This window comes from Deinococcus phoenicis, assembly GCF_000599865.1.
GTDB lineage: Bacteria > Deinococcota > Deinococci > Deinococcales > Deinococcaceae > Deinococcus > Deinococcus phoenicis.
In genome coordinates, this window is sequence record NZ_JHAC01000033.1 from 1 (window position 1) to 11,568 (window position 11,568).

Sequence of the window (11,568 nt, forward strand, 5' to 3'; positions counted from 1 at the left end):
GGAGGCGAGCGAGTATCTGTCGGGCGTCTACCGGGAGGCCCGCACCCTGGCCCAGAGCTTCAGCACCTCCGTCGAGAGCCTGCCGCAGCGGATCGCCGCGCTGGGGGCCGAGCGGGACGCCCTCAGGGCCGAGGCGCTGGACCTGCGAACCCGCCTCGCGGGTGCCCTGGCGGACGCGGCCCCGCTGGAGGACGTGGCCGGGGTGCCGCTGCGGGTCCTCACCCTGGATGACCCGGCGTTCCTCTCCGGCGCGCTCGCCGCCACGCCGGAAGGGGAGGTGCGGGTGGCCCTCGCCCCGGAGGGCCGCTGCGGCATCGGCAGCGGGCGGGCTGATGTTCCCGCCGGGGACCTGCTGCGGGCCGCCCTCGGCGTCACGGGCGGGAAGGGCGGCGGGCGGCCCACGCTGGCGCAGGGCAGCACCGAGCGGCCCGGGATCTTTCTGGACGCGGTGCGGGGGGCGCTCAGGAGCCTCAGTTCGGCTTGATGGCCCGCGCCCGCAGCCTGCGGTAGTCACTGACCCAGGCCGTGCCGTTCCACAGGTGCGGGCGGGCATACGTTTCGGCTTCCCGCAGGACGGCCCCTCGTTCCTCTGCCGTCAGGGGAGAGAGCCACGCGCCGCCGAAGCCCGCCAGCCAGGCGCGGAACCCGTCCTCGCCGGACAGCAGCGAGGGCCGCACAAAGTCGTGGGTGCGTTCTGCGCGCAGGCCCGCGCGCTCCAGCAGGGTGCAGAGTTCGCCGGTGGTCGGAAACACCCAGGGGTGGGGCAGGTCGGGCAGGCCCAGGGTGCGGGTCGCGTGGGCGACGGCGTCCAGCGTGGTCTGCACGTTCCCGGCCCCGCCCATCTCCAGCACGAAGCGCCCGCCGGGTTTCAGTGCGGCGGCCACCCGCGGAAAGACGCCCTCCAGGGGCTTCATCCAGTGGAGGGCCGCGTTGCTGAAGACCGCGTCGAAGTCGTCCCTGAAGGTCAGGTGGTGGGCTTCCATCACCTCGAAGCCGGGTTCGGGAAAGGCGTTGCGGGCCGCCCCGATCATCGCGGCGCTGGCGTCCACTCCGGTCACCCGGGCGCCGGTCCGGGCGATCCGCGCCGTGAGTTCCCCCGTGCCGCAGCCCAGGTCCAGAATCCGCTCACCCGGCTGTGGGTGCAGCCATTCGCCGGCCAGGTCGGCGCTGGCCTCAAAGACGAAGGCGTGCCGCTCCCGGTAATGTCCGGCGTTCCAGGGATCTGTGGTGGTCATCTGCCCTCCTGTGGGACCCGCCCTGGTCGTGTGGCCGGGACGAATCCCCCCAGGCTACCCGGGGGACGGCGGTTGTAAGGGCCGCACTGCTTAGACGAACTCCGATGGAATCGTTGACGGAGGGATTCCATCCGAGCGGGAGGAGCAGCGGCCTCATGGGCGTCTGTTCGCGACGACGCGAGAAGGAGAACAGACGGGTTCCGGGAAATGGATGGACTTCCGGCGCTGTCCCGGAACCCGTCCCGCTTCACGCCGTTTTCAGCAGCGCCGTGAGGTGAAGCCGCAGGGCGTCCAGCACCGGCGCACTTTTCAGGCAGGCGGCCAGGGCGCGCGCGGCGTGGTGTTCGCTGCCCTGCATGGCCCCGGCCAGATGGGCGTGGACCGTGGGATGCAGCCGCCCGCCCCGGTACAGGGCCGAGTCGAGCAGATCGTCCACCGGCAACCGGGTGTGCCGCTCGCCGTCCGGCGTGACCGTCTCGACCACCGCGCGGCCCCGGTCGTCCCCGGTGACGTGCGCGTGCAGGGGCCGCCCGGCGTGCCGCGACACCTGCTCGACGGTGGGGACCAGGGCATTCACCAGGTTCACGGCCAGGCTCAGGCCCAGCAGGTGCGCGCGGGCCACGTCTGCCTCGCCGCCCCCCAGCGTCTGCGTGAGCCGCCGGGCCAGCCGTTCGCCCTCGGCGTACAGCAGCGCCTGCGCGTCGTCCGCACTCCCGTTCGTCGCCGTCATGCTTCCAGGCTACCGTGCGGCACGGTGCGGGGCGGCAGGGTGTCGCTGGTCCCCAGTTTCTCAATGTCCTCTCTGGACGGTCATCACCGGCGCGGTCTTCTGGGGACTAGCCTGCGGACGTGGAAGGCGACGTGGCGGGCTTCTTTACCCAGTTCGAGACGGTGGTGGGCCAGGTGACGCGGTATCTGGCCACCGGCGTCGAGGGCGCATCCGGCATCATCGTGGGCATCGCGGTGATCGAGGCGCTGTGGCGCTCGCTGGCGCTGTTTTTTGTCCAGCACGAGACGCCCGAGTCCCTCAAGGAGGCCATACGTCTGCGGCTGGGCCGCTGGCTTTCGGTCGTGCTGGAGTTTCTGCTGGCCGCCGACATTCTGCGGACCGCCGTGGCTCCCAACTGGAACGACATCGGCAAACTGGCGGCCATCGCGGGCATTCGCACGGCCCTCAACTACTTCCTTCAGCGCGAGGTGCGCGAGGCCGAGGGGCAGCGGGCGGATGCGAAAATCACCGGCCCCCTTCAGCGCGAGCAGGACCAGCGCGACCAGGGGTAGGGGAGATGCTCGCCGCGCTGCGGCTGTTCGTGGAACTGGCGACCAATCTGGTCCTGTTCGGTTACCTCGTCGCCGCGCTGCTGACCCTGGTGCGGGGAACAGGGCTGCTGCGTGCCCGCCTGCTGGTGGCCGAAGGCATCCTGTTCGCGCTGAACCTCAAGGTGGTGGCGACGCTGCTGCGGACCATGGAACTCACCACCTGGAACCAGATCGGCCTGTTTGCTGCCGTCTTCGTGCTCCGCACCGTCCTGAAACGGGTCGTGACCTGGGAGCGCCGCGAACTTCAGTCGGGCCAGGGCTGAGGCGGGAGGCGCTGACCCCCGGTTCTCGCGGTCTAGGGCAATCGGGGCAACGGCAGGAGCGCCCAGGTGGCGGGCGCCTCCCACCGCCGGGCAATGCTCTAAGCTCAGCGGGTATGAACGTCATCGGTCAGGTCACCGTACTGCCCCAGCTGCCTTCAGTGATCGGGCGGCTGTCCGAACTCGCCTACAACCTGTACTGGTCCTGGACCCCCCAGGCCCAGGACCTGTACCGGGACCTGGACGCTGCAATTTGGGAGCGCTTCCAGCACAATCCGGTGCGGGTGCTGCTGGAAGTGTCGCAGGAACGCCTCACGCAGGCTGCCGCCGACGCCGAGTACGTGGACCGCTATACGCGGGTCATGGCCGACTTCGACGCCTACATGCAGAAGCGGGACACCTGGGCCAGCGGGCACGCGCCGGGTCTGGCTCCAGTCGCCTACTTCAGCATGGAATACGGCCTGCACGAGTCGCTGCCGATCTACAGCGGGGGCCTGGGCGTGCTGGCGGGCGACCACTGCAAGAGTGCCTCCGACCTGGGCTTGCCCTTCACCGCCGTCGGGATGCTGTTTCACCAGGGGTACTTCCGGCAACTCCTGAACAAGGAAGGCTGGCAGGAGGAAGCCTACGACGAACTCGACCTGACCACCCTGCCCCTGCGGCCCACCCACACGGCGGGGGGCGAGGAGGTCCGGGTGAAGGTCCAGATCGGTGAGCGCGACGTGCATGTGCGTGTCTGGGAACTGGCGGTGGGCCGGATCAGGGTGCTGCTGCTCGACGCCAACGTGCCCGAGAACAGCGAGGAGGACCGCAAGCTGACCGCGCGGCTGTACGGCGGCAACCAGGAACTTCGGATTCAGCAGTACGTCCTGCTGGGGGTGGCGGGCATCCGCGCGCTGCGGGCGCTGAACGTCCCGGCGGGCGTCTACCACATGAACGAGGGCCACGCCGCCCTGCTCGGCCTGGAGCGCGTCCGCGAGCTGGTGGAGGGGGGCCTGGACTTCCGCACCGCCACCGAAACCGTTGCCAGCAACACGCTCTTTACCACCCACACGCCCGTCCCCGCCGGGAACGACGCCTTTGCCTACGATCTGGTGGACAGGTACCTGGGCCAGTGGCCCGCGCGGCTGCACACCTCCCGCGAGGAACTCTACGGTCTGGCGCGGCAAGACCAGCTCTGGGACGGCCACTGGGTCCCGACCTTTTCCATGACCGTGTTCGCCCTGAGCATGAGCCGCGCGGCCAACGGCGTCTCCGAACTGCACGGTCAGGTCAGCCGCGACATGTGGAAGTTCCTGTACGAGGGCGCGGAGGCGGAGGAGGTGCCCATCGGCCACGTGACCAACGGCGCCCACAACCTCACCTTCACCTCCCAGGCGATGCGCGACCTGCTGGGGACGGTGCTGCCCCAGGACTGGACCGAGCGCCTTCAGGAAGAGGAGATGTGGCAGGCGGTCGAGGAACTCTCCGACACGCAGCTGGCCGACGTGCAACTGGACATGAAGCGCGAGATGATCGCGTTTGTGCGCCGCCGCCTGCGCGAGCAGCTCACCCGCAACGGCGCGGGGGCCGCTGACCTGGCCGCCGTGGAGGGCGTGCTGTCCGAGAACGCGCTGACCATCGGCTTTGCCCGCCGCTTTGCGACCTACAAACGCGCCACCCTGCTGTTCCGCGACCGGGCACGCCTCAGCCGCATCGTGAACGACCCCGCGCGCCCGGTGCAGTTCGTGTTCGCCGGAAAGGCGCACCCCGCCGACAACCCCGGCAAGGCCTTTATTCAGGAGATCTACCGGATGTCCCAGGAACCCGAGTTCCGGGGGAAGATCGTGATTCTGGAGAACTACGACATGAACGTGGCCCGTCACCTCGTGCAGGGCGTGGACATCTGGCTGAACAATCCGCGCCGCCCGCTGGAGGCGTCGGGCACCAGCGGCATGAAGGCCAGCTTCAACGGCGCGCCCAATTTCAGCGTGCTGGACGGCTGGTGGCGCGAAGGCTATGACGGCACCAACGGCTGGCCCATCGGTGAGGAGCGCGAATACGCCGACCTGAACGTGCAGGACGACGCCGACGCCTACAGCCTGTACCAGACGCTGGAAAATCAGATCGTGCCCCTGTACTACGCCCCGCCCCAGGCGGACGCCGGGGGCCGCAGCGGCTGGGCGCAGACGGTGCGCCGCGCCATCCAGACGGTCAGCCCGCGCTTCTCGATGCAGCGGCAGGTCATCGACTACGTCCAGGGGTACTACCTGCCCCTGACCGAACGCGGCGCGTTGCTTGCCGCTGGTGGCAGCCAGCGTGCCCGCGAGATCGCCAGCTGGAAAAGCTGGGTGCGCCAGCAGTGGCCGCACACCAGCCTGCACGCGGCGGCGCAACTGCCTGCCACCGCCCGGCCCGGCGAGAAGGTCGAGGTCCAGGCGACCGTGAACCCGGCCGGGATCAAGCCCGGGGAACTGCGCGTCGAGGCGGTCCTGAAACGTGGCGACCACATCACCCGCGTGCCCCTGGAGGCGCAGGGCGACGGCAAGTACAGCGCGCAGGTGCCCCTGGAAGACAGCGGCCTGTATTCGGTCGGCGTGCGGATGCTCCCCGAGATCGAGGGGCTGAGCAACGACCTGGAGGCCGGACTGATCAAGTGGGCCTGAGGGCAGCGGTGGGCGGCTGGCTCTGGGCCGTGGGCGGTAAGCTCTCCCCAGGGTGGCGGATTCGGAGGCTCAGCCCTCCGGGGCCGGGTCATCACTCTCGGTTCACGGCTGACCGGCGGATCACTTCATAATGCCCCTCGTGCGCTTCACCCTGCCCTCCCCGCCGCCGATCCTGGCCCTGCTGCTCTCCATGCTGAGCATCCAGGGCGGCGCGGCCTTCGCCAAGACGCTCTTTCCCACACTGGGCGCGGCGGGCACCACGGCCCTGCGCGTGACGCTGGCGGCCCTGCTGCTCAGCCTGGTCTTTCGCCCCCGCCTGCGCGCGCTGAGTCCGGCAGCGTGGCGGGCAGTAATTCCCTACGGGGTGGCCCTAGGGCTGATGAACCTCACGTTCTACCTGTCCCTCACGCGGCTGCCGCTGGGGCTGGCGGTCACGCTGGAGTTCGTGGGACCGCTGGTGCTGTCGCTGGCCCTGTCCCGCCGCCTTCAGGACCTCGTGTGGGTGGCGCTGGCCGCGCTGGGCATCGTGCTGATCGCGCCGCACGGGGGGGCAGGCGGTCATCTGGACCTGCTCGGCGCGGGCCTGGCCCTCACGGCGGGAGCCTTCTGGGCGCTGTACATCCTGGTGGGGGGGGCGGTGGGCCGGCGGGTGCCGGGCGTCACCGGCGTGGTCGCGGGGATGATCGTGGCGGCAACCGTCACGTTGCCTTTCGGGATCGCGCAGGCTGGGGCCACGCTGCTCGTGCCCGGTGTGCTCCTCGCGGGGCTGGCCGTCGCCGTCCTCTCCAGTGCCCTGCCGTACAGCCTGGAAATGGCGGCCCTGCGCGCGCTCCCCGCCCGCGTCTTCGGTGTGCTGATGAGTCTGGAACCCGCCATCGCCGCCCTGAGCGGCCTGCTGTTCCTGCATGAGCGCCTGAGTGCCCTGCAATGGCTGGCGATGCTGTGCGTGATCGCGGCCAGCGCCGGCATCAGCCTGAGCGGCGAGCGGCAGGTGGTGGAGGCGGAACCCGCCAACTGAGGAAGCGGTGAGATTGAACATCTCCCGCGTCTGCTGGAGGGTGACGACGTTGGCGACGACGCCGGTGGTGCCGTCCGCCTGCTTGGTCTTATCCCCGATTTGGAGGTGCCCGGCGCCGACTCAGTGTTCGTTCAGGTTCTCGTGGCCGACGGGTTTGGGCCTCTCCCCGTTATCAGACCACTCCTTGACGTAGCGGGGGTGTTTGCCTCTAGCAAAACCGCCCCAGTCGCAGCCGGGGCGGTGATGGAATCGGAGCTGTTATGCTTCCCCGTGCTCCGGCATGCTCGCCGTCACCGCCGGGTCCACGCCGTCCTCGAAGCGCTTGAAGTTCTCGCGGAACATCCCGGCCAGCTTGCGGGCGGTGCGGTCGTAGGCGTCCTTGTCGGCCCAGGCGTCGCGCGGGTTCAGCACCTCGGCGGGCACGCCAGGCACCTCGGTGGGAATCTCCAGGCCGAAGAACGGCTCGCGCTCGAACTTCACATCGTCTAGTTCGCCGGACAGGGCCGCGTTGATCAGCGCGCGGGTGTGCTTGATGCTCATGCGGTGGCCCTCGCCGTACTGGCCGCCGGTCCAGCCGGTGTTGACCAGCCAGACGCGCGCGCCGCTCTCCTGCACCTTCTGCGCCAACAGCCGGGCATACTCGCCGGGGTGGCGGGGCATGAAGGGCGCGCCGAAGCAGGTGGAGAAGGTGGGCTGCGGTTCGGTCACGCCCTGCTCGGTGCCGGGAATCTTGGCCGTGAAACCGCTGATGAACTGGTACATGGTCTGCTCGGGCGTCAGGCGGCTCAGCGGGGGCAACACGCCGAACGCGTCGGCAGTCAAGAACACGATGTTCTTGGGGTGCCCGGCGCGGCCCGCCTCCACGATGTTGTCGATCTGGGTGATCGGGTAGGCACTGCGGGTGTTTTCCGTCAGCGAGCCGTCGTTCAGGTCCGGCATCCCGTCCGCGTCCAGCACCACGTTTTCCAGCACGGTGCCGTAGGTCTGGGTGGTGCGGTAGATGGCGGGTTCGGCCTCGGGGTTGAGGTTGATCACCTTGGCGTAGCAGCCGCCCTCGAAGTTGAAGACGCCCTCGTCGGTCCAGCCGTGCTCGTCGTCCCCGATGAGGCGGCGGTTGGGGTCGGCGCTGAGGGTGGTCTTGCCGGTGCCGCTGAGGCCGAAGAACAGCGCCACGTCGCCGCCTTCCCCCACGTTGGCCGAGCAGTGCATCGGCATCACGCCCGAGGCGGGCAGCAGGTAATTCAGCACGCCGAAAATGCCCTTCTTGTTCTCGCCCGCGTACTGCGTGCCGCCCGCGATGATCATCTTCCGCTCGAAGTTCACCAGGATGAAGGTGTCGCTCCGCACGCCGTCGCGCTCGGGGTCGGCCTTGAAGGAGGGAATATTCAGCACCGTCCACTCGGGCTGGAAGTTCCCGCGCTCCTCGTCTGTCGGCCGCACGAACATGTTCTGCACGAACAGCGAGTGGTAGGCCATCTCAGTGATCACGCGTACGGCGATGCGGTGCCGGGGGTCAGTGCCCGCGTACACGTCCTGCACGAACAGTTCCCGGCCCTGTGCGTAGTGGGTCATCTTGTCGAGCAGCCGGTCGAAGACGGCCGTTTGAATCGGCGTATTGAAGCCGCCCCACCACACGCTGTCCCGCGTCTGGTCATCCTCGACGATGAAGCGGTCCTTGGGGCTGCGGCCCGTCTTGTCGGTCCGCACCGTCAGGGGACCGCTGGCCGCCCGCTCGCCTTCACCGAGGCGCAGGGCGGCGGCGTACAGCTCGTCCACGCCGGGGTTGTGGTGAATCGTCGCGTCGGTGATCCCGAGGTCTTGCAGCAGAGAGGTGTGGGTCAGGCTCATGGACAGATTCCTTTCGTGCGGGAGGAGTCCCGAAGCTTCAAGGGGACGTGATGTCTAGAAGAACACGTCTATCCTGGCCCCGGAACCGGTTCCATACCAAACTTAGTGTTGTTACATCCGCAGAAACACGGCGTCGTGATCGGCATCAAGAGACAGAAAAGGGAGAAGCCGCCTGCGCGGCGGCTCCCCGGCCGGGTGCGGATGCCCCGGCCTCAGCGGACCTGCCCGCTGCCCACCCCGGTCTGAAAGGGGCGGCCCTGGGTGTCCACCACACGCACCTCGCGATAGGTGCCGGGCACCTGCACCAGGGTCCACGGACTGGTCAGGGCCTGCGTGGTGATGCTGCCCGGACCGGGTGCGCCGAGGGCCACCGTCAGGGTCAGCACGCCGCCCTGTGTGCTGGCGCCCGTGACCTGCACGCTATACCCACCGGTGGCCCGCTGTCCCAGGAACACGCCGACGACCGTGTCGTTGCCCGGCAGGCTGGGGACACTGGGCATGCCCGTCTGCCGCCCGTAGGCGAGGTTGTAAAGGGTGCTGAGGGCCGCCTGGGTCGTGGCGACCTGCACGGCGGAGGTCCCCACGTTGGCGTTGCTGCCGCTGGCAAGTTCGGTAAAGGTCACGCGGCCTCCTGGGTTGGCTGGGGGAGCGGGGGTGCCGGGGGTGACCGCGCCGGTGGTCGCGCCGACCGTGGGCACGCCGGGCAGCACGTACAGGGCAGTCCGGCGGTACTCGCCCGGCGTGGGTTCGGTGGTCAGGGGGCCGTCGGGCACGCTGGCCTCGTTCAGGACGGCGACCGCCAGCGCGCCCTGGTTCAGCAGCGCCGATCCCAGTGCATCCGCCTCGGCGTTCGTCAGGTTGCCCGCGCCGCGCAGCCCACTGACGGGCGTCCCGCCCACGCCGCTGCCCGTGGGGGCGTTCAGGCGGGTCCAGGTGCGCCCGTCGGTGTAGTACACGCTCCCGCCCGCGTCGTTCATGGCGACCGTGAACAGACCCCGCGTGTCACGCGTCACCGAGAGCTTGGCGGACAGCGGAGCCGTGGGGAGGCGGTACACGGCTTTCCCGTTCGCGCTCAGGGTACCTGCCACGGCCAGCGGGTCCTGCACCTGCGCGCGCAGGTCCACGGTGCTGCCGCCCAGTTTCACGCTGGTCTGGGCGCTGCTGCCGAGGTTGCCGTACACCCAGACGATGCGTTCCTGGGTGCCGCCATACAGCAGGACCTCGTGAACCTTCAAGTTGCCCGGGCCAGTCATCGAGCAGCCCGCAAGGAGGCCCGCGCCCAGGAGCAGCGCGGCGGTCAGGGTCTTGTTCATGCGGTCAGCTTAGGGGCGTGGCCTGACGGCCGACTGAAGGTGCCCTTGAGCAAACACCCACGATGGAGCCTGTGCGGCGGCCCGCCTCAGGCTGGTTCCGGCCGCCCTTCCAGCAGCTCGCGCGCGTGGGTCAGCGCCGCCTCGGACGTGTTGCCGCTGAGCATCCGCGCGATTTCCTCCAGGCGCTCCTGGGGCGTCAACAGGCGGACCCGGCTGACGGTGCGCCCGCCCTCCACCTGCTTTTCCACCTTGTAATGGTGGTCGGCCCGCGCGGCGATCTGGGCCAGGTGGGTCACCACCAGCACCTGCCGTTCGCGCGCCAGCCGCCCGAGCTGCTCCGCGACCGCCAGCGCCGCCGCACCGCCGATCCCGGCATCCACCTCATCGAACACCACGGCGGGCGTGTCGGCCCCCAGCACGGTGCTGATCGCCAGCATCACGCGCGACAGCTCGCCGCCCGAGGCCACGTCCGCCAGCGGCCCGAGGTCCTCGCCGGGGTTGGCGGTAAAGTTCAGCGTCACGTCGCTCAGGCCCGCCGGGCCGGGCTGCGGCAGGGGCGAGAGGCGGAACTCCAGCCGCGCGTGGGGCATCCCCAGTTCGCGGATCACGTTCAGCAGTTGCGTGGCGAGGGGGCCGGCCGTGCGGGTCCGGGCCGCGTCCAGCGCCTCGCCCGCCCGCCGCGCCTCGCGCTCCAGGCGGCTGACCTCCGCTTCCAGCGTGCCCGCGTCCTGCTCGTCGCGCGTGAGGGCCGCGAGGTCCCGTTCCGCCTCCGCCTGGAAGGTCAGCACGTCCTCCAGCGCCGGGCCGTACTTGGCGCGCAGCTTGCCCAGCGCCGCGAGCCGCGTTTCTGTCCGGGCGAGGTCCTCGGGATCGGGCGCGCTGTCCTCGGCCACGCCGCGCAGCTCGCCGACCACAGCCTGCACGCTGTCGAGCGCCCCCCTCAGGTCCTGCTGAAGCTGGGCGCTCGTCTCGTCGTACTTCGCCCCGGCATTCAGCGCCCGGACGGCTTCCGCGATCAATCCCGCCGCGCTCGTCTCGCCGTCGGAAAGCAGGTCCAGCGCGCCCGCCGCTCCCAGCGCGATCGTCTCCAGATTCGACAGGCGGGTGAGTTCCGCCGTCAGAGGCTCCTCCTCGCCGGGTCGGGGGGCCACCTCCGCGATTTCGCGCACCTGGAAGGTCAACAGGTCGAGCTGCCGCGCCCGCTCGCGCTCGCCGGTCCGCAGGGCGTCGAGCCGTGCCCGCGCGTCGGTCCAGGCCCGGTAGGCCGTCTGGTACGCGCCCAGCTCATCCGTCACCTGCCGGTCGAGCAGCGCGCGCTGGTTGGCGGGTGTCAGCAGACTGACGGCGCTGTGCTGCCAGTGAATCGTGAGGCGCGCGGCGGCCCACTCCTGAAGCTCGCGCACGCTCACCACCTCGCCGTCGAGGCGGGCGGTGCCGCGTCCCTGGGCGCTGACCCGGCGGCTGGCGCTGAACTCGTCCCCGCTGGCCCCCTCCCAGAAGCCCGTCACCAGCAGGCCGTCCTCACCGGTGCGGATCAGGTCCGTGTTCGCCCGCGACCCCAGCAGCAGCCCCAGCGCGTCCACGATGATGCTTTTGCCCGCGCCCGTCTCGCCGGTAAAGGCGCTGAAGCCGCCCCGCAGTTCCAGCGTCAGGTCGCGGATGGTGGCGAGGTTGCGGACCTCCAGCCGCGCCAGAGCCAGCCGCGACAGGGCCGCCGCCGGAGCCGAGTCGGGCATGGACGGTGCGGGCGGGACTGTGGCGGCGCGGGCCTTGCGGGTCACGCCCCCGAGTGTAGAGCCTTTGGCCGGGGGGAGAGAGGCGCGGGGATCACGGTGTGAGGGGCTGGAACATGAAACCTGCGTTACGTTTTCCCCACACTCCCCGCAGCGCAGGCCCCCACAATGGGCCGCATGGTTCCCCTGCCCGCGC

At 70.0% G+C, this 11,568-nt stretch carries 9 protein-coding genes and 1 pseudogene; 5 read left to right on the top strand and 5 right to left on the bottom strand.

What is annotated here, in order from left to right:
- Positions 1 to 484, top strand: a pseudogene (locus tag DEIPH_RS10755) (DHHA1 domain-containing protein); the annotation flags it as partial.
- On the opposite strand, the gene DEIPH_RS10760 reads toward DEIPH_RS10755, so the two are convergent.
- Positions 471 to 1,235, bottom strand: a complete 765-nt coding sequence (locus tag DEIPH_RS10760) for a class I SAM-dependent methyltransferase (protein ID WP_034357828.1) — start codon at positions 1,233 to 1,235, stop codon at positions 471 to 473. The pseudogene DEIPH_RS10755 and the gene DEIPH_RS10760 sit on opposite strands and share 14 nt — an antisense overlap.
- Positions 1,236 to 1,482: 247 nt before the next feature.
- A complete protein-coding gene (locus tag DEIPH_RS10765; RefSeq protein ID WP_034357830.1) occupies positions 1,483 to 1,965 on the bottom strand; it encodes a hypothetical protein in 483 nt (160 codons plus the stop codon).
- Between the two features lie 119 nt (positions 1,966 to 2,084).
- Between DEIPH_RS10765 and DEIPH_RS10770 the strand changes: the two genes are divergently transcribed.
- From DEIPH_RS10770 to DEIPH_RS10785, 4 genes are all read left to right on the top strand, one after another.
- A complete protein-coding gene (locus tag DEIPH_RS10770; RefSeq protein WP_051517317.1) occupies positions 2,085 to 2,516 on the top strand; it encodes a DUF1622 domain-containing protein in 432 nt (143 codons plus the stop codon).
- A 5-nt stretch (positions 2,517 to 2,521) separates the two neighbouring features.
- Positions 2,522 to 2,818 carry a DUF1622 domain-containing protein gene (locus DEIPH_RS10775; protein WP_034357832.1) on the top strand — a complete coding sequence of 99 codons (297 nt, stop codon included), beginning with the start codon at positions 2,522 to 2,524 and terminating at the stop codon, positions 2,816 to 2,818.
- A 113-nt stretch (positions 2,819 to 2,931) separates the two neighbouring features.
- Entirely contained in the window at positions 2,932 to 5,460 is a 2,529-nt protein-coding gene (gene glgP / locus DEIPH_RS10780; RefSeq protein WP_034357834.1) for an alpha-glucan family phosphorylase, read from the top strand.
- 130 nt (positions 5,461 to 5,590) lie between these two features.
- On the top strand, positions 5,591 to 6,478 hold the full coding sequence (locus DEIPH_RS10785) for an EamA family transporter (protein WP_034357836.1): 888 nt from the start codon (positions 5,591 to 5,593) through the stop codon (positions 6,476 to 6,478).
- A gap of 258 nt (positions 6,479 to 6,736) precedes the next feature.
- On the opposite strand, the gene pckA is transcribed toward DEIPH_RS10785, so the two are convergent.
- From pckA to recN, 3 genes are all read right to left on the bottom strand, one after another.
- Positions 6,737 to 8,326, bottom strand: coding sequence for a phosphoenolpyruvate carboxykinase (ATP) (pckA, locus tag DEIPH_RS10790; protein ID WP_034357838.1), 1,590 nt, complete (start codon positions 8,324 to 8,326; stop codon positions 6,737 to 6,739).
- Positions 8,327 to 8,538: 212 nt separating this feature from the next.
- Positions 8,539 to 9,639, bottom strand: coding sequence for a protease complex subunit PrcB family protein (locus DEIPH_RS10795; RefSeq protein WP_034357840.1), 1,101 nt, complete (start codon positions 9,637 to 9,639; stop codon positions 8,539 to 8,541).
- Between the two features lie 86 nt (positions 9,640 to 9,725).
- Positions 9,726 to 11,420 (bottom strand): DNA repair protein RecN, encoded by a 1,695-nt coding sequence (gene recN / locus DEIPH_RS10800; RefSeq protein WP_034357841.1) that lies wholly within the window; start codon positions 11,418 to 11,420, stop codon positions 9,726 to 9,728.
- Between the last annotated feature and the right edge of the window lie 148 nt (positions 11,421 to 11,568).